This is a genomic window from Streptomyces sp. NBC_01296 (genome assembly GCF_035984415.1).
Lineage (GTDB): Bacteria > Actinomycetota > Actinomycetes > Streptomycetales > Streptomycetaceae > Streptomyces.
In genome coordinates this window covers 507,916-528,452 of sequence record NZ_CP130721.1, presented here as the reverse complement: position 1 = coordinate 528,452, position 20,537 = coordinate 507,916, and the positions used below count along the sequence as shown (strand labels likewise).

Genomic DNA, 20,537 nt, shown 5'->3' with positions numbered 1-20,537 from the left:
TGAGCGCTACGCGCTCAGGAGAGAACCGCCTCGCTGCGCTGGCGGGGCTCGGCTTCGCCGAGCCAGAGCTGGCCCTTCGGGCCAGTGTCCTGCGCTTCGCTCCGGACAGGTTCGGGTTCCGCTGCGCTCCACCCGAACGGCCCGCTTCGCGGGCCTGGGTGACCCCGTTTCACGGGGTCCGAGCCTTCGGCTCGTTGGGGTGTCCGCTTCGCTCCCACCCCAGGCCTGAGGGCACACGCCCGACCAACCCCATACCGTCCAGGGGGACCTGAGGGCCGTTCAGGGCATCGACAGCTACGGCCGCCAGGTGGCCCGCGCCCGTGTAGTAGAGCGCCACCCCGGGGTCGGGGTACCGCTCCCAGATGGGCACTGCACTGCGGTCGTGATACCCGGCACACGACCGTGTGCGAGGTTCCGGGCCGCTGAGCGCTGCGGCCACCTCGTCCGGCCTCATACCGAACTCCAACGGCCCCACACCAACCAGCGGGCTCCACGCCCACTGCTCACGATCTCCGTCCTCTTTGACGTCCCACGGACCCAACGTCTTATCTCCCCGCAGTCAGGTGATCCTTCTTGTGCTGCTTCTCGAGCCCACTAGACCACCACATCCCCACCGCTCTGCCGGCAGCCAGGGCCACCACCCGCTCGGTGACTCAATCTGCTAGCCGGATAAGCCCGGGAAACGAGGTTGAGCACCACACCTGGTGCGGCGGTAGGGTCTGTCGACGACCAGTGAAACTGCACAGTTCCCAACCAACCTGCGCAGCGCGGTCAGGCCGACGAACACCGCAGGTCAGAAGACCAACGAACTCCGATGCTACGCAGATTCAGTGAGCCGACCCATCACCAAACCCGCTCACCCAAACTGCACAACCCCCAGGTCAGAGCCTTGACGACTGCTCAGCTTCACTGACCGGCGACAGAGACCGGACAACAACGGCCCACCCCGGACGCCGGCCGACCCGCCCCATAGACACCGCACCCCGCTGTCCAGCAACAACGCACACGATGACACCGAACACACCGCACCAGAATGTCACCACCAGGAGCCAACCCACCCCTGACCAGTACGAACGACACCCCACCCGCGATGACGACAACCGCAGCACCCCAGTGACAATCACCCGCGGTGTCGCACTCACCAGACAGCCTCCGAACAGGCACGAAACGCAAATTCGCGAGAACTCGACCCCCGCCGGCCGGACTCGCACAGGTGCCCTCGCACCCAACCAACCAGCCCGACTCCGGGCCCAAGGAAAGGATCACCAACGCGTCCACCCAAGCCGAGGCGAGCGAGACCACCGAGACCAACGCGCAGCAGCTGACGCGGCGGCGGCAGCGAGACGCACTCATCGGAGTGCTCGGCTTCGTCCTCGCCATCGGCGCGCTCCTGGCGGTACGGCTCGCACCGTCCTGGGCCAACCCCGTAGCCACCGGGGTCAGCACCGCCGGCGTATACGCAGCCGTCGTCGTCCCCTACCTCCTCCGACGCCGCTGAACGCACGCAGGCACATGCGCCGGCCCGGCAGGGGCGGCCGTCTGCCACGCGATCGGAACCCGCCATGCATGTTGCAAAAAAGGCGGTGCCCACCCGGCTTGTCCGGGTGGGCACCGCCTCACCGGCCGCAGGCGTGGCCAGCTCCTCGCGTCACGCCGCAACCGTGGCGCTGTGGCCGAAGGTTTCGTAGAACCAGCCCTCGTAGAGCTCTTCGCGCCAGGTCGATGCACGCCACCACCAGACGTCGTCGGGAGTGTCCGTGCAGGGCGGCCCCATGACCTTGTGCCAAGCGGTAAACCAGTCGGGAAGGTCCTTGGAAGTGACCTCGCAGGCCTCAAGGAAGCCGATGTACTGGCCGACATTGACCGGCAGCGCCCGGGCCGTGATGATCCGGTGGGCTGAACTGTGAGGCAGGACCCACCTCCCAGCCCGCTGGGACATCGTCCGGACCGGAGGACGCCCCGCATGCCCGTAGGCGTCCCTCAATGCCCGGCTCAGGTCCGCCTCGTCGCTGACAAACCGCGGCCGGGGCACCACGGTGGTGACCCGCGCCTCCTTCGCATGCAGAGCCACGGCATGCTGCGCCCTCCCGTGAAGGTGGAGCGCCTCCTTCTGCAGGACCGAGCTGGACTGGCAAGCGGCCAGAAAGGCCGCCACCAGCTCCCAGGCGGGCAGCGTCTTTCCAGAAGCTGCCCGCTTAAGGGCCGCGCTGGACCAGGCCGTGCGCCTGGCCAACGCCTCATAGGTGAGCGGCTTGCCTGACCCGCTCCGCGCCCGCGCGGCGCGGAGCAGCTCGGCGAGCTCGGCCCGTTCGGGAACCGTCCGGTCCGCAGGGGCTTCAGGGCGTCCCATGACCGCTGCCCCCTTAGACCCCGGTCCCCGATCCAGGGCTGAACGCCGCGCTCAACAGCCGACGCAGCAGGCCCGTCCCCCCGTCCTTTCCGTTGCCGCCCTTGACGTTCGCGGAGACCAGGACGACAACAGCGACCGCGCCGGCGCCGCCGAGAAGGGTAAGGGTGTCCCGCGCAGCCATGTGCGCGGCGAGGGTGAGGATGACCGCGGCTGCGAGAAACGCGGTGATCACGAGGGCGTGCGCCATACCGAAGCGCCCAGAAGAGATGGTGGGGGCCGGCGCCCCGTCGATCGGGCTCATTGAAGGCTCCTGAATCTGAGCGGCGACCCTGAGGTCGCCGCCCTGCTACTGGCTCCAATTGGCCGTTGATCACTGGGTGATTGGCGTCACCCGAGCAGCGATCAACAGTCCCTGAAACTCCAACGATCCCAGGTGCGCGACACGTTCGGACCAGCCGCAAAGTTGGCTCAGGATCCGTCTATGAGAGCGGATCTCAAAACTTCGCCCGGCTCATCGACCTGACGTGCGGTGATGTTCATCCTCACTGGTTGGCTCAACTTGGATCCCAACCGGAATCCTTCGTTCCAGGTCCCTTCAAGCTGAGGCTGGAACCCGAAAGCGCGGGCGGCCCATATATGGACAAGCTCTCGCTGGCGCCCTGACTGCTACTGGCTCCACCCACGGCAAACCAGGGACATGCTCGGTCATGTTGGCGCGTGACCAGCGCGAAGTCGATGACGCCGGACACGGCGTGCATCGACTTTCGCCATACCCACAACCACCCCGAAGCCGGAAACAGACCGATACCCGCCGACCCGGCCGTTTCCACCGGGCACGCCCGAAGCACACTGGCCGGATGATCGAGCGCCGCCCCCTGGGCACCGGCCCCCGCCCCACCACCGACACCCCGGCCACAGCCGGCCCCCGCGGCCGTCTCGCGGCTGAGCTGGCGCGCGAGCAGCCGGCACAGTCCTTCTCCGCCGAGGCACCCGCGCCCGCGTCCGCCCGTCGCCGTCTGGGCGCAGGGCCCGGTGCAGGCCGACCTGCGGGCGGGTGATCCGTCCGGCACGGCGGCTGTGCTGGGGTCAACCTCTATGTCCGGCTATCGCGTACAAAGAGGTGTCGGCGCGCTTGACAGGCTTGCCCACCGGTTCTGACCTGCACGAACCTCCATGATTGCGAACACGGGGGTCCTACCTGCGGCAGTACCTGCGAGGCAATGGCCGGTGCAATGGGCAGACAACGGTGGAGCCCCCTCCCGGTGCAACCCTCCCGACCGCGACGGACGGACAGGCTTGCCCGGGCGCCAGAACTCCACCAGCGGCCGCGCCGGAACTCACCGGCCATATCCGTAGTCACCACTACAGGAACGGTGAGTTCCTGTGCCGCAGGTCAGGGCACGTTGAGGACCTGGAGCTCACCGATCGCAAGGCTGGTGGCGCTCTCGCGGGTGGTGGTGAGTGTGCCGGTCTGCCCAGCGCCGGCCCAGGAGATCTCCCAGGTCGTGGTGGCAGTGACCGCGTAGCGGCCACCCGGCGCCTGGGCGCTGGTGCGGGTGTACATGTGCCCGCAGTCCGGTGACATCTGCTTCCCGAACTCGGCCGCGTACGGGGTGCCGGAGCCGGTGCAGGTGATCTGTGCGCCGTCGCCCATGGACCACACGACGTTGCGGACCCTGGCGGTCGCGGTGACCGTGACGGATCCGGCCGAGGCGGACGCCGTGGCCGGGCCGGTCCGGGCCGGGCCCGGCCGGTTCCACATCCACACCGGCTTCCCGACCAGGCCTTTGCCGTCGGGGCGCGGCACGATCCCGATGTCCGGGCCCTCCAGGCGCAGGCGTTCGACCGCCTGCTGTGCGAGCGCCTGGACGTCGACGCCGCCGCCGGCCGGGCCGGTGGCGGACCAGCGGATGCCGGCGCGGACGTCACCGTTCCCGCTGGGGCAGGTCACCAGGTACAGCGCCCCGCCGCCGTCACCCGGCTTCCACCCGGCCGGCGCCCCGGTGTTGAACCCGTCCGGAGCTGCGGGGGCGGGTCCAGCGCCTACCAGTAGCAGGAGTCCGCCGCGCTGAACGTCCCCATCTCGGGGGTGGAGCACGGCACCTCCATGCCGTCGATCGCGCACGCAGGCTTGCCCGCGCCGTCCCCGCCAGGCTTGCCCGCGCCGTCCCCGCCAGGCTTGTCCGGCTCCCCGCCAGGCTCGCCCGATCCAGGCTTGCCCGGGTCCCGAGCTGTGACATCGCAGTTCAGCTTGGCCGGCGGACACACCACCCCGCCGCCCGGCCCGTCCGCCGAGGCGGGGCCTGCCCCGGCCCCCAGGAGCACCACGGCCAGGGCACCGCCAAGGCGGGGGCCGATCAGCACGAGCGGTCCCGCGCGATCACGTACGTCACGAACTGCCAGCTCCCGACCGCCGGGCGGATGGCGGTAGAGGTCACCACGTGGCGGCGCGGCCCGCTGTAGGGCACCTCACGGCCCGTGGCGGTCTCCACCTCCCGCTGCCCGCTCGAGTCCGCGCAATCCGTCACCGTGGCCCGCAGCGGCGCCGAGGCGGTGTCCAGCACGGTCACCTTCGCGTCGCGGCGGACCGGACCCTGCATCACCGTCTTGCCCTGCTGGTGCCAGAACACCGTGGCCTGGATGTCCGCCAACGCCTTGTCCGTTGCGTAGCGGGCCAGGTCGGGGTCGACCTTCGCCCCGGCGTACGAGCGCTCCTCCGCAGCCGTCAGCGCCTTGTACGCCTCCAGCACCGCCGCCCGCTCCCCCGCGTCCGGATCAGCCGCCGACGGAGCCCCAGACACAGCCGGCACCGGCTGCACGGCCCTGCCGCCCGACGAACCGCCCCCACACCCAGCCAGCAGCCCCACAGCCGCCACACCACCCGCACCGCCAGCCAGCCCCGCACTACGCCTCCCTGACTCGTGATCACGCCACGCTAACGACACGCAGCCCCACGATCACCAGGAAATCCAGCCAGCCAAATCCCCCCACCCCCACACCACCCTCAACCCACTCCCCCTACCCCTACCCCCTCCCACCTAATAAGTCCGGCTAGTCACCACCCACAAAACAGGCCCTGACCAGAGGCGATGCAGGCAGACCTCAAGAACCGCCTCCCCCCATGTTTCCCCCCATAAGTCCCCCGATGATTCCCCCCATGTCTCCCCCCATGTCTCCCCCTCGGAGGACACGCCGGTCGACCACGCGCGGGCCACCAGGACAAGGTGGCGCCAGTCCGGCGACTACTACCGTACGGGACCCCTCCCGCGGTCCCGGAAGCGACAACCGGCCCCACCCCAGGCCAACCAGACGGGGGTTGCACCGGACGGTGCACCGGCCATTGCCCGCGCCGGCGGACCGGAAGGCGCACTGGAGGTTCTGCCGGAGGTGGGAACCCCCAGACCGGACACCACCCATCCCCCCCAGGTCAGCCCCCGCGGGAAGAGCGCTGGTACTTCTCGGGGCGGGGGAGGTTCCATCGGCGACCGCAGCGGGTCCTGCTCTTTCACGCTATTCCGGACATGCGGCAAACGACGAGGCCGCGTGGCTGCGGACGGCCCGGACGGCTACGCAGGCGCTGCATCGACAGCAATTCGGACGCGTCACCTCATGGGGCATCGCCCGCTACGGACCCCGTGACCTTCACGAAATACTCGCCATAGCCAAATTCAACGAGCCTCATCAACACGGCCTGAACGTTGATCAGATGCTCTCTTAGCCTCTCTGGATGCCTTGCGTGTCCTGAAGGACGAGTTTGATGTCGTCGACTACCGCGACCACAAGACCTGAACGGTGAGGCTCAACTGCCAGGTACCAGGAGCCCGGCAGGAGCTGGTCCCCAGGGGGCGAGGAAGCCTCTCCTTCCAGCGTGTACAACTGGCGGGGCGTCGGCACCGCGAACCAGAACGCCTCGAACGGCTCAGGTCCGGCGGACCGGCGGGGCAGAGATGGCCTGCTCATGCTCAGATCTTCCGGACCCGCCCCCGGGTATCCATATGCGCGGCTGAGGTGGTCGGGCAACTGGGCGGGCCCCTGCGGCTGCGCCCCGCCGAGGTGGTTCGGAAGCCGGTATGGCTGCGGCCTGCTGAGGTGGCTGGCTATCCGCTGGGGCTGCTGGGCCTGCTCGGGGGGAGCGGATGTGCGACCCGTGAGCAGGTTGGTCTGCCTGACGAAGGTCTCGTTCATGTCGGCGGCACCGTCGCGTACCAGCGCCAGAAGCATGTCGGCTTGCCCAGGCTGGAGAGTCCGTCCAATCACTTCATTGAGGAGCAGAGCTTCCCGGAGGGTCCACGTTGCATGGGTAAGGGGCGAGTCCATGCGCGCCGGCGCTTCGGCGAAGGGGATGCCGGGGATCGCCGCAAGGCGGAAGAGGGCGCTGGTGACATCACCGAGGAGCGTTTGCACCGTGGCGTCGAAGGAGGCCACTTCCACAGGCCGGTTGGCCGCAAGGTCTTGGACCGCGAGTTCCATGAACAGCGCCCAGGCCCGGGTGGCGATGCGGACGGTGGAGGTGGTCTCCAGGGCAAGTTCGGTTGTCCGGGCTTTCTGCTCGGCGGCCGCGGTTGCCGAGGTGGTCTTGTGTGCCCCACGCTGCAGACGTCCGGCGCTCCAAGCGCCAATCGTCGCGCCTCCCAGTACACCCAGCACTCCGTAAATCGCTTCAAGAGCAGCCACCGGGATCTCCCCCCTCCCCCGCGGCCCCGTCGGCGGGGGCCGAGAACACGATCACGCTACCGGCCACACCTCGCCCGCGGGCACCGTCCAGGTACTGAGGTTTTCGGGTTGTCATCGGGTAGTGACGGTTCATGATCCCTGCGGTATGCCGGTGAGGTGAGGTATCCAGAGGGTGGGGGCCTGACCGCTGAGCGTCGGGCGTTTCGTGAGGGGATCCGGCTTCAGGCCGGCGAAAGGTTCGCGGCGGGTGAGAAGACCGCGGTCATCGCGAAAGAGCTGCGGGTGAGTGTCCGATCGGTGGAACGGTGGCGTCGTGCATGGCGCGAGGGCGGCATGGAGGCCCTGCGCTCGGCGGGTCCCGCGAACTCCCCGACCGTCACCGATGCCCAGTTCGCTGTGCTCGAGGAGGAACTCGGCAAGGGCCCGTCGGCGCACGGCTTCGAAGACGAGCGCTGGACTCTGGTCCGGGTCCAGACGCTGATCCGTCGGCGTCTTCGGGTGAGCCTGTCGGTGGCGACGGTATGGCGGCTGCTGAAACGGCACGGCTGGTCCTGGCAGGCGCCCGCCCGCAGAGCCCTCGAGCGTGACGAGCACGCGGTGGAGCTGTGGAAGAAGGAGGTGTGGCCCCGGGTAAAAGGCTCGCGGCGGCGTCCGGTGCCTGGGTCGTCTTCGAGGACGAAGCCGGCTTCTCGATGACTCCGCCCCGTGCCCGCACCTGGGGCCGGCGCGGGCAGACTCCCGTCATCCGCGTCCGTGGCAGGTCCCGCCGCCGGACCTCGGTCGCCGCGTTGTGCTGCTACAAACCCGGTGAGAAGAGCCGTCTCATCCACCGCCCCCGCACCCATCTCCTGCTCAAGGGCGCACGCAAGAGCTTCTCCTGGAAGGACTACCGCGACCTGCTGGTGCGGGCACACATCCAGCTCGACGGCCCGATTGTGGTGGTCTGGGACAATCTCAACACCCACCTCACCGCCGGGCTGAAACGGTACGAGGCCGAGCACGACTGGCTTACCACCGTCCGCCTCCCGCCCTATGCGCCCGACTTGAACCCCGTCGAGGCCGTCTGGTCACTCGTGCGCAGAGCAATGGCCAACACCGCTTTCGCCACACCCGACGACCTCGACCGCACATTCCGCCGCGAGTTACGCAGAATCCAGCTCCGGCCCCACCTGATCGATGGCTGCCTCACCGCCACAGGCCTGGCTATCAACCCACCGACGCCACCCTGAAAACCTCAGTAACTGGGAAGACGCCCGCCGCGCCGCCCGTATGGCCGCCGGGCGAGGACCAGACCATGCCACTGCTGGCGGGTGCGCTCCTCGCCGCTGACCCACAGCACACCAGACGCGACACTGAGGGACAGGTCGGCCATGAGATGGCGGCGATTTCGGCGTAGGGGGCGTGGTCGGCGTCGGCGACGGAGGTCGTCGATGACGCGTGGGACGTCTGTACGGCGTGGTGGAAGGCGAGCGCGAGCTGTTGGCGGAGAGCCCGCAAGATCGTTCATGGAATGTGTGCCAGAACCCGCAAGTCGTGTACAAAACCACCCCGACGAACGGCGAGCGACAGGGTCCCCGGATGACTCACCGGCTCTGGCACCCGCGCCTCGCTTCTGTCGACCGGTGAGCACGCTGCCAGTCACCGGGCATGCAGCGGTGTGGGGGGCTGGTGACTTTGGAAGATCGGTCATGACCGATGACCGATGGAGGTCGGATCGGTCACCGGTCACCGGCCCTCCTGACCATCGGTCATCGGTCAAACCACAGGTCAAACGCGTGTGGCTACTGGACCGGTCACGGCGGAAACAGCCGAGCACGACCACGTGCCGGGCCTCGCCCACGCCGACCGCTCGCGTCGAGTGGGCTCCCGTTTCGGCGTGCCGGTGACCGGCACCGGTGAGGTGATGGTCGGTCACTCACCGATTCAGTCACCGGTCGCGCCGCCTCCGGCCGGTCAGGCCATGACCAGTCACCGGGTACCCGGCACGTCACCAGTCACCAGTCGTCGGTCACCCGTCTCGGAGTCATCGGTCATCGGTCACCGGGCCATCGGCCGCGCGGGGTGGTCAGCTTCAGACCGAGCGGAGGTGGGCGCGCCCCTGCTGTCGGCGCTGCTCGGTGAGGTGCTTGCCGGCGTCGATCACGCGGCGCTGACCCGTCTTGGCCGATACTCCCAAGCGGCGGCCCACCTCTGCTCCGGAGAGTTTCACGCCGGTTTCCTCGGCTTCGGCGAGCCAAGCGGCGACGGTGAGGATCTGCTGCTGCACCGGATCCAGGGCAGGCTCCCCGGTCTGCTGCTCCGGGAGCCGGGCAGCGGCCGCAGCGGTGTCGGTGACCGTCGCCTCCAGTGCTCGGTCTCCCCCGCAGGCGCCGGGACCGGATCGGTCAGTACGTCGAGGGACGTCTGCTGACGTCCTGCCGCCGACAGCGGGGCACCGGCCGAAGCCGCTGGCGCCGGCACCCGACCGGACACCAGGGCCTGCACAACGGACGCATAAACCTCGCCGCGGGCCGAGAGGGCTTCAAAGAAGGGGTGGGGTTCACCACCGTGACCGGTCACCGAACCCGTATCGGTCAGAGCTGTCCGACTGCCGGGGAAGCGGGCCAGCAGCTCCTCCATCTCTGTCGCGGGCAGCGGCCCACCGGTCACCGGGTCCACCACGCCGTACGCCTCGGCCAGGTGCACGGCGAAAGCGGCGGCATCAGGGGCCGCGCCGGTGCGCGCCGCGTAGGAGCGGCAGGCCTCCCAGAGCTCCGCCTCCGTCATGCGGATCGGCTCAGCGGCCACCGGAGCGACCGGCTGCGTCGGGGCTCGCGCTCCCTGGAATTCGGGACCGTACGGGTGGCCCTGACCGAACTCGTCGTGTGCGGGGTCGATATCCGGGTGTAGCACGTGGGCGAGGCTCTCATCCCTATCTGCGGGCTCTTCCATGGCCTGCTCCCCCAATACAGCTGGCACCCCGACCGGGACGTCCTGCGGTGCATCGGCCCGCTCTACCGTCACGTGCCCGGCAGACTCCGGCGCCGGGGGCAGCAGCATCGGGTCGATGCCCGCCGCCGCCAGGCCCTCCGGGGCCGTCTGGGAGAGGGGGACGCCGATCCGGGCCAGCCGGAGCGGCATCAGCGCCTCCACCGGGGCCTTGCGGCGCCACGCCCGCCCGTACCGGGCCTGCAGCCGCGCCTGGTAGATCAGCCGGTCCTGCTCCATGCCGACCGTCTGCTCGTACGACCGCAGCTCCCACAGCTTCATCCGGCGCCACAGCTTGAACGTCGGGAGGGGGGAGAGCAGCCAGCGCGTGATGCGCACGCCCTCCATGTGCCGGTCCGCGGTGATGTCCGCGATCCGGCCCACCGCGTGCCGGGCCGCCTCCACCGTGACCACGAACAGGATCGGGATCACGGCGTGCATGCCCACACCCAGCGGGTCCGGCCAGGCCGCCGCGCCGTTGAACGCGATCGTCGCCGCGGTCAGCAGCCACGCCGTCTGGCGCAGCAGCGGGAACGGGATCCGGATCCACGTCAGCAGCAGGTCCAGCGCCAGCAGCACGCAGATGCCCATGTCGATGCCGATCGGGAACACCAGCGAGAAGTTCCCGAACCCCTTCTGCAGGGCGAGCGCGCGGACCGCGGCGTACGAACCGGCGAAACCGATCCCCGCGATGACCACGGCTCCTGCGACCACGACGCCGATGAGTATCCGGTGCGTACGAGTCAGCTGCATGCGCGTAGGGCCGCCTCTCCATGATCGGGTCTGCATGCTGATCACGATCACCGTCTCATGTACGGCTGACAGTTGGACCGGATTCCGGCCCCAGGGCGTTTTCTGCGCAGACCGGACGCTCGGACCTGCTGGGAAGGCGTCCCCGGGCGGCCTTTCGCAATTCGAGTGCTTCTGCGCGCCCATGGGTTCCGTTGTTGCAGGTCAGCGCTGAAGTCAGGGCCCCAGCGTGCATCTGGTATCCCAGTCGGGGATGGCGTCCATCAACAACCCTAAGAACAACCATGGTTAATGTGATGTACTGGTTCGCACCAGAAGACAGGGAGGGGTCCACATGCCGTTGCAGCGATGGCGCGACCTGGCCGACCGCTTGGCGGAGCGCATCGAGTCGGATGAGTTTCCGCCCGGTGCGAAAATGCCGACCACCGTGGAGTTGATGGCTCAGGGAGAGTCAAAACCGTCCATTGAACGGGCCTACCGGGAGCTCGTCGACCGTGGTTTCGTCGTGCGCAAGCCGCGAGTTGGGACGGTTGTTCGCAACCGCTCTCGCGTTCGCGTCCCGTTGAGCCGCTACGGTGCTGTACTTCGCCCGGGTGGGGACAAGGGGCCGTGGGAGACGGCAACGACCGCGGTGGGTCTGGAGGGCAGCGTCGTTGCCTTGTCCATCGAGCGGATCTCCGCTCCGAGGGAGATTGCCTCGTTGCTCGAGATTGAACCCGGCTCTCCTGCTGTTCGCCGCAGCAGGCATGCCGTGATCGACGGGGATGTCGTGCAGGTCCAGGACGCCTACTATCCGGCCGAAGTGGCTGCCGCGGCCGGACTCGATGAGCCGGGCAAGATCGTCGGCGGCGTGTTCGGGGCCATGACCGCAACTGGGCTGGATCCCCAAACCGCGAGCGAGACGGTGACAGCCCGGCCGCCGACGAAGGCAGAGGCCGCGGAACTCGGCATCGGGGAGCGGGTACCGGTCTTGTGTATCGAGCGTGTGGTGCGCAGCGGCAGCGGCCTCGCACTGGAAGCCCTACGCGTGGTGGGCGCTGCCGACCGTCTGGAGCTGCACTACGGGGAGTTGCCGCTGGCCGGCGGGGTGCCGTAGCGGGCCGCGAAACCTCACCGGTGACTCACCGGCTGCGCCGTTGCCCGGCTGTGATGCCACATGGGGCGCATCGGTGACCAAGCCGGTGGCATCGGCGCCGTTTTGTAGGGCGTGAGGATTCGCCCGAACCGAACGAGCCCCGCCACAGGTGGCGGGGCTCGCAGGTCCTCGTACAGGCCTGGACCGCCTGCGCGGGGAAGAGCACCTAGTTGCGTGAACTGAGAGGTGCGCTGAGCCATGAGCTTATGCGGAATCATCCCGAGGGCGCCACACGCCCCCGTACACGGCATCAACGGGTTCGCCCTGGATGTGGTGGTGCACGGTGGCGCTTGAGCCAATCCTGTGGGCTTTGCATGACAGCCCCGTGAACAGTACGACGGACCGGATGCTGCTGGCCGGCCTGGCAGAGAAAGCCGATCCGGACGGCACCAATGCCTTCCCGTCGCGGCGGACGCTGGCCCGGATCGCGCTCTGCGACGTCAAGACCGTGCAGCGGCGTCTGGCCTGGCTCGCCGAGCGGGGTGTGATCACGCTGGGAGACCAGGAAGCCGCCCGGTACATCCCCGCGCACGCCCGCCCCAAGGTCTACGACCTGCAGATCCCGGCAGCCTGGTACGGCCCCGAACGACTGACACGGGTCAACGAGGACCGGGCACACCGCGGCCTGCCCCCACTCACACCGCACACCCGCCCCACACTGCCACCCGCCCCACCGCGAACAGAACGCAGCGACAAGGGAAAGCCACGCCCCCAGGGAGGGGACTCTCAGTCCCCTCCCGCAAAACCCCTCGAATCCGGCGGACGGGGGGACTCTCAGTCCCGAGGAAGGGGGGACTGTCAATCCCCGCAGGGGGGACTGGCAGTCCCCCAACCCTCCCCTATAACCCTCCCCTCTCAAGAAACCCCGACAGCGCCTGCGGCGCGTAGCGCCGATGACGCCCGCAGGGCCACAACAGGTAGTAGCCCGCGACGGGCCAGCGGCTACGCCGCGTCCCGAGGCGCTGGCACGCCCATCCCGGCAGCCAGGTCACCGAAGACGACCCGGATACGGATGTCGCCGGGACTGGATGACTCGGTCAGAGCCGTTGAAGCGGGATGGCCGCGAGAGCTAGCAGCTCTGCTGCCGCCCCACCCCCCGGCAGTGCTGCGGGAGGCGATCCTGCACGCCCTGGACGCAGGACGGACCCCCCAGCAGCTACTCGAGCGGATCCAACGCCGTTGGTGGACGCACGGCTACGCCCGCGCCCTGGCCGAAGGAGAACTCGCCTCCCCCGTCGGAGTCGCAGTCGGGCTGGTGCGCCCGTCCACAGACTGCCCTGACCTGATGTGCGAGGACGGAACAACCCTCCACCTGGACGACGCATGCCCCAAATGCGCAGAACGCCGGGCAGACCGCCGCCAGCGCCCAGTGCCCACCCCACAGGGGAACGTCGCGGAGCTCCGGTGGTGGGAATGCGACGGCGAGGACTGCTCGGCAGCCGGCAAAGGACCACGACCCGACGACGGGCTGTGCCGGCAGTGCCGGGACCGGGCAGAGCAGACTGAGATCCAGCGCGCGACGGCAGGACTCGTCGCCGAGGCCCAGGCAGCGCAGGAAGCCGAACGGCTACGACAGGCAATCCGGTGGGAACGCATGCTCGATGAAGCCCATGCCGAGCATGCCGAGCGGTCCCGCTCAGCTCAGGACCATGCCGAAGCCGAACAGCGCGCCGCCGCCGAAGCCGAGGAAGTACGCCGACTGCGAGAACAACTCATACGGGAGCACCCCGAACTCGCGGCTTACGCCCAACGACAAATATGACCGCCACGACCCCGATCTCGCTGCTGGTGCATGGACTACGTCACGCCCTAGGCTTCTGCCATAACAGCACCTCCGCACCTCCGGCAGATGACAAAGAACACGCAAAGCACCTAAGAACCTGCAGGTCACGAGGGGTGCTCTTCGCCGATGGCAGTCGTCCACCCGGGCGTGTGCCCGGTCCAGGGCTGTGCGGTGCTCTTCCTTTACCCCGACGAGACCGGCGATGTCCTCGTCCCAGGCCGCCAGCGGTTCCCAGGCGATCCACCGGTACTACGAGTCCCCGATCATGGCCAGGATGGCGCGCACGGCGGGGGGCGTACCGGGGTACGGACGGGGTGAGGACGGGATCGGCCAGCAACAGGGGCGGTGGCCGCGAGCGCAGCCTCCCTCATCTGCGGATCGTCCTCGCAGAAGACCACTGCGCGAGCCTGGAGTGCCGGCCGCGCCGCACGTGCGGCAGCCAGATCCTGCGCCGTGCCGACACCGTCCTCGACATCCCGGCGGGCGATGTCCGCGAACGGAGCCAGCCAGTTCAGCAGTTCCGCGCGCAGAGGCCGCCGCCGACCCGCCCTGGGCTCCCACCGGCCTTCGGCGAGAGCGCGCTGATCGCTAAGAAGGGCGGCGACGACCAGGGCTGCCGGGGCGCCACCGAGGAACGTCAATGATGGTCTGTTCAGGTCGGGGATGAATAGCCTCATCGTTAGTCTAGGTCGTTCCAGGTCCACGTGGCGGCTGGGCGGCCGTCGATCTCGTACCCGTAGACGGCGTCGTGACCTTCCGGGTGGGCGAGTCCCTGCTCCTCCACCCGTTCGGTGAGCCTTTGTGCGGCTTGCTGTGCGCCGAGGTGTTGCAGTGTGTCCACCATGCGGGCCGCGTCCTTCGGGTGAAACAGGTCAACGTGTTCGGCAGGATCGCGTGCGAGGAGTTCCTCGACGGCTCCATGGGCGCCGGCCTGGTCCAGGGCTTCGAGGAGCAGGCGGATGCCGGGGTTGGTGACATCGGCCTCGCGTGACGGGCCGCGACGCAGCAGCAGATCGACTGCTTCAGCCGCGTGGGCCTCATGTAAGGCGGATAGCAGCAAGCCGGTTGTGCTGGGGTGTGTCACGTCCGTGTCGGCAGCGATGCGCAGGGCAAGGGCATCGGCAGCGCGGGGAACCCCCGACTCGTGAAGGTACTTCAGCCGCACAGAGACATGGACTGGATCGTCCAGGTCGGCTTCGTCTGCGATCCGCCTGGTCAGGGTGTCGACACCGGTGATGTCGGCGACGGCGTGTAGTTCGGCAACGAGGTCGACGAGTCCCGACCACCCGCCGAACGTGAGGTGCTGGTCGCTCAGGTCGGCATGCTCAGCCGGCTGTCGGCTCAACAACTGGGTGATGATGTCGTTGGCACCTGCCTCACGCAGGGATCTCAGTAGAGCAGCCGTCCAGTTGGCGGAGGTCAGGTCTCCCTCGACGGCTGTGCGGTGGGCCAGACGGACGAAGGACGGGGCCTGGCCGATGGAGGCCAGCACATCCAGCAGATCGTGGACCAGGTATGGCCTGCTGAGTGAAACCAGGTCAGCCGGGTCGCGGCGCAGCAGGCTGTCCACTGCTCTGTCGGCCTGTGTCTCGTGAAGTGCCAGCAGCACGGTGGCGACGGCGGCCGGGTCAGTGACGTCCACGGTGTCGGCGGCGCGTTGTGCCAGGACCTGGTGGGCCTCGTGCTCGTCGAGTTTGTACAGCGTGTGCAGAAGATCGGCCACGTGCGTCGGGTCGGCTAGATCGGCCTGTTCGGCGGGCCTGCGGCCACGGAGGTGGGCAAACGCCTGGGCGCCACCGGGGCCGGCGTCGCGCAGGGCGGTCAGCAGCGAAGCGGTCGCACGCGGATCGGTCAGACTGGCCTCTGCGACGGCGCGTCGCGCGAGGGCTGTGAAGTGGTGCGTTTCGTTGGCGTCCGCGAGTGCCGTCAACAGGTCCACCAGCGGGGCGAGCGGGGAGAGCTTCGCTTGTCCGACCGGGTCTCGGCCGAGCAGGTGGGCGCTCGTCTCCCGTAGGCCGGCCGTGTTCAGGATCTGGAGCAGGGCCGCGACGGCGCCGGGATCAGTCATCTCGGTCTCGGCGACGGCCCGTGCGGCGGCCAGCTGCAGTGACCGCTCTGCTCCGATGTCGTGCAGGACCTCGAGCTGCCGCACTACCGCGCCGGGCTGGTTGCTGGCCGGCGCTGGATACGTCCGGTCCCTGAGGACGTCTACGGCGTGCGGGACACCTGACGAACGTAGAGTCCTCACCAGGTGGGCGACAGCCCACGGATCGGTGAGGCTCGCGTGGGCGGCGACCCAACGGGCGCCCTCCTGCAGAGGATCGAGAGGCCGGGTGAGTCGGCCGATCAGCTCGGCCGGTGCAAGGTGGCTCCCAGCGAGGACAGCCTTCTTACCCAGACACACGGCCAGCTTGTGAAATCCTCGCTTGTCGGCCGACTTGGCCAGCTCTCCCAGGTCCGTCGGGTCCGTGGCGTGGGTCGCGAGGGCCTCCCACAGCGCTGCGGTTCCGAGAATTTGCCTGGCCCGAGAGTGCTGGTCGAGGTAGTCGGCAGGCTCGTATCTGGTTTGAGACCGAATGCTGGCACGGACCCGGACCAATGCGGGCAGCACGCAGTGCGTGTCAGCGCTGCTCACTGCCTCAAGAGCCCGGTCCGGGTCGATGGTTCGCTGGCGCGAGGTCAGCTCGCCGTCGGCTGCATCGATCAGCAGCTCGGCGGTGAGCGGAGTCCGGTGCCCTAGCGTGCGTGCCCCAAGAGCCGCGGCGATCAGCTCCCATTCGAAGTGATCGAACCTCCTCCCAGGCCCGGCTCTGTAGGCACTGAGCAGCTCGGGGCCGCCGCTGAGATGCTGGATCACCCTTCCGTCCGAGCGGCCGGCGTCCAGGGCGTGCAGGAGCCGCTGGTCGCGTCGGCGCTGAGCGAGGCCGAACCATTCGCGGCGCTCAGCTCGGGAAAGCTCTGCAGGCAGAAGAATAGGGACGGACAGAGGCCCGGTCAGCAGTGCCCGTGCGTGGCTGTGCGGATCGCCGGGGACGGCTCGTTGCGTGAGCTGCCTCCAGTAGGGGTCGTGCCAGAGCGTGCCGACCGCCAGCAGACCGGATTGTCGTCGCAGGAGGCGGTGCAGAGCCGCGGCGGCCTTCTCGCCGTGAGCATTGTCAAGGAAGCGCTGTGACTCGTTGAGCCACAGCACCGATCCCGGCGGAATGCCACCGTCCTCGATGAGGTCCAGCAGGTCCTGGCTGCCAGCAGGCCGCAGCAGTGGACGGTCGGGGGCCACAGCGACAAGCGCTTCGTACAGCGCCCGTGTCTTGCCCGTGGACGACTCCCCGATCAGAACCGCGAAGACTGAGGACCCACCAGCCAGCACGGCCGTCATCTGGGTCCGGAGCTCCGCGTCGAAGGAACGCTCCAGGTATGGGGTTGGCTGGTCATCTGCACGATCGGTGCGACCAGGCAACGGGGCGTGGTGGATCTCCAACTCGGCCAGCGGAACCTGAAGGACCGGAAGGTGGCTGTTCCCGCCGTCATCCGGGCCGTCCTGCAGCCAGGATTCCCTGGGCGGCGGTCTCACCGGCGCCCGGTCCGCCTCTGCGATGGCGCCAGGGTGCGTCCTGCGACCGGCAGCCCGACGCTCCACCTCGGCCTTCCGGCGGAGCCGTTCCCACTCCCCCCGGCTTCTACGGGGGTGCCCCGAATTCCTGAGTGCGGCCCGGGCTTCCAGTAGTTCGATCAGGAAATCGAAGTCGGCCCGATTGGAGGGAACGGCATTGCCGCTAAACCAGCCGCTCAGCGACGACTTCGTGAACCTCATCCGCGGCCCCACGCGACCGCCGAGGTAGATGATCCGGGTGTAGGAGCATCCTGACGCGCCCAGCAGCGTGCGCAGCTCCTCAGCCAGTGACCGCACGCTCTCCCCGTCGGTCCCCACACGTCCTCCCCTGTTCGGATCGAACCCTGGCCGAACACTAGCCGATTCCCGTGCTGGCCTGGGGAGATGGCCGGATCGCCGCTCACAGCGCCTCGCCGAACCCCTCCCCGAACAGGTGGTGTTCTCATCAGCCGCCCGGCAAGGTACCGGGCCGACCTGAAAGGGGCTCAACCCATGAAGCGCTACCTCCTGTCCATTGGAAAGGCCATCCGCTCGTTGGACTGGGCGGGCATCTCCGAGGCAGTCCTACGGCTGGTTCTCAAGGTCGTTCTGAGCGAGGCCTTCCACGCCCTCCTCGACATGCTGTCGTGATCCGCGGCTGACCAACACGCGGCCCACCCCGTGATACTCGCGGGACGGGCCGATGCGCGTCGCGAACCAGACGGAACCGACGCTGTAGTCCGGCATTGCCCTGGGGCGCCCGGTACAGCCGCCGAAGGGCCCGCGGCCACGCCACGCTTCCCGGGCCTGCACCGCCTGAGCACAGGAACGAACACGGACGCGCGGTGACCTCACGTCACCGACGTTGGCCTCGTCGCCCGGTCCCGCCGTCGCCGTGGTGCGCGGTGCAGCGCTGCACCGCGCGAAGACGGGTCGGCGACGCGGCCCGCTCGCGCCTATACCCTGATCGGTGCACGGGCCCCTGACGGCCAAGCGGTCCAGATCGCCAGCAGCCGGCCCGCCGGAACCGTCGTCACACGGCCGGAGCCGAACGGCGACCGTCGGCAACATTTCGAGCTGACTGACGCCGTTCTGTCCGACGGCACCTACGCGGCGGAACCCCTCGACTGGTATCGCTGAAGGCACCGCCTCGAAAAGCGACTGGCCGGCCGTCCGGGACCAGCTACTTCCGGGAGTAGCTGGACGGGGTTGTGCGGTTGCCTGCGACGACGCCGACGACGACAGCCCGGTCCACGCTTGCTCCGCGCGGCCTATGAGTAGTGCTCCACACACTCTCGTCGACCCGAAGGTTGCCCTTGGTCGCAGTCTTGGAGGTGAGGTCGAGGACGAGGAGCTGTCCGAACGGGGCGTTGGTGTTGCTGTACTCGGCTGTCTGTGTGAGGTAGCGGCCTTCCAGGTACTGCCGGCTGTTGTCGGAATCGTCCTGCTTGATTTCGGTGAGGTAGCGCAGGCTGCCGAAGTGCACCATGACGTCCCCACGGCCCATGGCCACGTCGACGGGTTCGACACTAACGGCGTTGTGCAGAGGGCCCATCTGCAGCCATTGATGAAAGTCGCGCTGGAGGTCGGCCTCGACCGGCTTACGGGCCTTGCTTCCTTCGGGCTTGCGCCGGTAGTCGAAAGGAGGAGGTTCATCCTTTTTGCTGCCGCCGACAAGGTTTGTGCGGGTGAGGTCGGAGCGGCTCTTGAGGAACAGCAGGGTCTGTTTCACGAGGGCCGAGAAGGTCCTTCGCGTCTCACCGGTGAACGCGGGATGCTCGGTCAGCGCTCCCATGAGTTCGTCGAGCTTGGGGACGATGAGCGGGTCGGTGGCTTCGAGACGGGCGACGTCGCTGTCGTGAGCGATCCCCTCGATGGCGAGGAGCTGGGCGTCGTCCAGGGAGGCAGCGATGCGCAGAGCCTGATCGGCTCCCAAGAGAATGAGCAGGGTCGGTGCCCGGCGCTGCAGATAGGCCAAGGGGGCCCGATCGGGGTCATCTTCCTCGGAATGATCTTGACCTGCCGACGCGCTGGCATCGCGGGCTTCGCGCCGTGATGAGGTGTTCTCAATCGCGTTGAGCAGTGCGTTGGCCGTCTCCGCATCGAAACCGCGGTCCGCGTGGCGCTCGGTCTCTTGGGTGGCTCGGCGCAGCTGGGCGAGGAAGGCCTGCTGCCGCAGGAAGCTGTCCTCGATCACTGGCTGGACCAGGAAGGCGAGCCCATGGCCGCCGTCGCCGGTCATCGGCTGGACGGTGCGGCTGGCCTGGTAAGCGGTGAGTACGGTACCCAGGGCCTCCCAGCCGTCCAGCCAGGCATCCTCGTTGAGGGCGTTGGCGGCGCCACGCAGTTGCAGGACAAGCTCGTGCCAGGCGATCTCGGCCGAGCGTCTTGGCTGGAGCCAGGCGGGCTGGTGGGTGCGGTAAATCCACGCCTCACGCTGGTCGAGGAGGTTCGCAACCCGGTCGGCGGCATCGGCGATGGCGTTCGAGTCGTGCCGGCTGAATGCCATGATCGCGTCGCAGACGGCTGCGAAGGTCTCTGCGTCGTGGCGGGCCTCGTCGGCTTGGGCGGCTCTCGTAAAGTGCCTGCAGGCCTGGACCAGGTGGGTGCTCACGTCGCCGACGGTCTTGGAGGAGAGTGCACGGCGCAAAAGGTCGCAGCCGAGCTCGAACATGGCATCGGCGTCGGCGGCTTCGTCATGCGTGAGTTGCACGAGGAGGTCTCGGACGCGGTCAGCGATCGTGTCCTCATGGGCCCAGCGGTCGAGCGTGAGGCCGAGAATCCGCGGCAGCCGCTCGAGGAAGTCCTCGGGGCCGTCGGCGGGGACCTCTTCGAGGGCTTGCCACACCTTGAAGGGACTGACGGCTTCGGCAATCGCCAGGCGCACGGCTCCTTCAAGCTGGGCGGCGGCCAGCAACGGCGTCGCTTCGACTCGGGCTAGGAAATCGTTTAGCAGGGCGTTGGTTAGCGGCTTTCCGAGGGCTTTGGCGGCCGGTGCGCTGTCGAGCAAGGCGTCGAGCGAGGCCGTGAGGTGGAGCACGCTGGGCTGCGTGGCGAGGCCTGGTGGAATGGTCGTTCCGACGGTCTGCCACTGCTCGTCCCCGCGGTTGTAGGCGTCGGCGACGGCCTCAGCGAGGAAGGGTGCGAGGGGGCCGGCGGCTACGTCGCTGGCTTGGCCAACCACCGTGTCGGGGGGCAGTCCGATGGCTGAAAAGGTGATGGGCTCGCTGCCCGTGGCCAGTTCAGTGAGCCGGTCGGCGAGCTGGAGCATGTCTTTCGTCCTTCCTCG

At 68.5% G+C, this 20,537-nt stretch carries 15 protein-coding genes and 1 pseudogene; 6 read left to right on the top strand and 10 right to left on the bottom strand.

Going from position 1 to position 20,537, the window contains the following annotated elements:
• Positions 1-1,213: 1,213 nt before the first annotated feature.
• Positions 1,214-1,498, top strand: coding sequence for a hypothetical protein (locus OG299_RS42510; protein ID WP_327359893.1), 285 nt, complete (start codon positions 1,214-1,216; stop codon positions 1,496-1,498).
• A gap of 150 nt (positions 1,499-1,648) precedes the next feature.
• Here the strand turns inward: OG299_RS42510 and OG299_RS42505 are convergent, their stop codons facing one another.
• The 6 genes from OG299_RS42505 to OG299_RS42480 all read right to left on the bottom strand — a co-directional run bounded on the left by OG299_RS42505 (position 1,649) and on the right by OG299_RS42480 (position 7,024).
• Positions 1,649-2,350, bottom strand: a complete 702-nt coding sequence (locus OG299_RS42505; protein WP_327359894.1) for a helix-turn-helix domain-containing protein — start codon at positions 2,348-2,350, stop codon at positions 1,649-1,651.
• A gap of 13 nt (positions 2,351-2,363) precedes the next feature.
• The gene (locus OG299_RS42500; RefSeq protein WP_327359895.1) at positions 2,364-2,651 is read right to left on the bottom strand and encodes a hypothetical protein; all 288 of its coding nucleotides are present in this window, start codon (positions 2,649-2,651) and stop codon (positions 2,364-2,366) included.
• Positions 2,652-3,743: 1,092 nt separating this feature from the next.
• The gene (locus OG299_RS42495; protein ID WP_327359896.1) at positions 3,744-4,301 is read right to left on the bottom strand and encodes an ATP/GTP-binding protein; all 558 of its coding nucleotides are present in this window, start codon (positions 4,299-4,301) and stop codon (positions 3,744-3,746) included.
• Positions 4,302-4,393: 92 nt separating this feature from the next.
• On the bottom strand, positions 4,394-4,714 hold the full coding sequence (locus OG299_RS42490; RefSeq protein WP_327359897.1) for a hypothetical protein: 321 nt from the start codon (positions 4,712-4,714) through the stop codon (positions 4,394-4,396).
• On the bottom strand, positions 4,708-5,151 hold the full coding sequence (locus tag OG299_RS42485; protein WP_327359898.1) for a hypothetical protein: 444 nt from the start codon (positions 5,149-5,151) through the stop codon (positions 4,708-4,710). Before OG299_RS42485 ends, OG299_RS42490 begins: the two co-directional genes overlap by 7 nt.
• A 913-nt stretch (positions 5,152-6,064) precedes the next feature.
• Positions 6,065-7,024 (bottom strand): hypothetical protein, encoded by a 960-nt coding sequence (locus OG299_RS42480; protein ID WP_327359899.1) that lies wholly within the window; start codon positions 7,022-7,024, stop codon positions 6,065-6,067.
• 156 nt (positions 7,025-7,180) lie between these two features.
• Here OG299_RS42480 and OG299_RS43020 point away from each other — a divergent pair.
• Positions 7,181-8,253, top strand: a protein-coding gene (locus OG299_RS43020) for an IS630 family transposase (RefSeq protein WP_442817461.1) whose coding sequence is annotated in 2 segments (ribosomal slippage) — positions 7,181-7,627 and positions 7,630-8,253 — 1,071 coding nt in all. Because the reading frame shifts where the segments join, the coding sequence is not laid out codon by codon here.
• Between the two features lie 842 nt (positions 8,254-9,095).
• Here the strand turns inward: OG299_RS43020 and OG299_RS42465 are convergent.
• On the bottom strand, positions 9,096-9,233 hold the full coding sequence (locus OG299_RS42465) for a hypothetical protein (RefSeq protein WP_327359900.1): 138 nt from the start codon (positions 9,231-9,233) through the stop codon (positions 9,096-9,098).
• Complete coding sequence (locus OG299_RS42460; protein WP_327359901.1) at positions 9,230-10,744, bottom strand: DUF2637 domain-containing protein; 1,515 nt, start codon at positions 10,742-10,744, stop codon at positions 9,230-9,232. Before OG299_RS42460 ends, OG299_RS42465 begins: the two co-directional genes overlap by 4 nt.
• 331 nt (positions 10,745-11,075) lie before the next feature.
• Between OG299_RS42460 and OG299_RS42455 the strand changes: the two genes are divergently transcribed.
• From OG299_RS42455 to OG299_RS42450, 3 genes and pseudogenes are all read left to right on the top strand, one after another.
• On the top strand, positions 11,076-11,837 hold the full coding sequence (locus OG299_RS42455; protein WP_327359902.1) for a GntR family transcriptional regulator: 762 nt from the start codon (positions 11,076-11,078) through the stop codon (positions 11,835-11,837).
• 307 nt (positions 11,838-12,144) lie between these two features.
• Positions 12,145-12,348 (top strand): annotated as a pseudogene (locus OG299_RS43015) (helix-turn-helix domain-containing protein); the annotation flags it as partial.
• A 1,625-nt stretch (positions 12,349-13,973) separates the two neighbouring features.
• Positions 13,974-14,303: a hypothetical protein gene (locus tag OG299_RS42450; protein ID WP_327364994.1), complete on the top strand. Its 330-nt coding sequence runs from the start codon at positions 13,974-13,976 to the stop codon at positions 14,301-14,303.
• 35 nt (positions 14,304-14,338) lie between these two features.
• On the opposite strand, the gene OG299_RS42445 is transcribed toward OG299_RS42450, so the two are convergent.
• Complete coding sequence (locus tag OG299_RS42445) at positions 14,339-17,587, bottom strand: hypothetical protein (protein ID WP_327364993.1); 3,249 nt, start codon at positions 17,585-17,587, stop codon at positions 14,339-14,341.
• 174 nt (positions 17,588-17,761) lie between these two features.
• Here OG299_RS42445 and OG299_RS42440 point away from each other — a divergent pair, with 174 nt between their 5' ends.
• Positions 17,762-17,899, top strand: coding sequence for a hypothetical protein (locus tag OG299_RS42440; protein WP_327364992.1), 138 nt, complete (start codon positions 17,762-17,764; stop codon positions 17,897-17,899).
• A 532-nt stretch (positions 17,900-18,431) separates the two neighbouring features.
• Here OG299_RS42440 and OG299_RS42435 read toward each other — a convergent pair.
• Positions 18,432-20,519, bottom strand: a complete 2,088-nt coding sequence (locus tag OG299_RS42435; RefSeq protein ID WP_327364991.1) for a hypothetical protein — start codon at positions 20,517-20,519, stop codon at positions 18,432-18,434.
• Positions 20,520-20,537: the final 18 nt, after the last annotated feature.

What these genes read in the sequence shown, in the direction of transcription:
- OG299_RS42440 (WP_327364992.1), top strand. Translation starts at nt 17,762, where the DNA reads ATGAAGCGCTACCTCCTGTCCATTGGAAAGGCCATCCGCTCGTTGGAC.
- OG299_RS42460 (WP_327359901.1), bottom strand. Translation starts at nt 10,744, where the DNA reads ATGCAGCTGACTCGTACGCACCGGATACTCATCGGCGTCGTGGTCGCA.
- OG299_RS42435 (WP_327364991.1), bottom strand. Translation starts at nt 20,519, where the DNA reads ATGCTCCAGCTCGCCGACCGGCTCACTGAACTGGCCACGGGCAGCGAG.
- OG299_RS42500 (WP_327359895.1), bottom strand. Translation starts at nt 2,651, where the DNA reads ATGAGCCCGATCGACGGGGCGCCGGCCCCCACCATCTCTTCTGGGCGC.
- OG299_RS42455 (WP_327359902.1), top strand. Translation starts at nt 11,076, where the DNA reads ATGCCGTTGCAGCGATGGCGCGACCTGGCCGACCGCTTGGCGGAGCGC.
- OG299_RS42505 (WP_327359894.1), bottom strand. Translation starts at nt 2,350, where the DNA reads ATGGGACGCCCTGAAGCCCCTGCGGACCGGACGGTTCCCGAACGGGCC.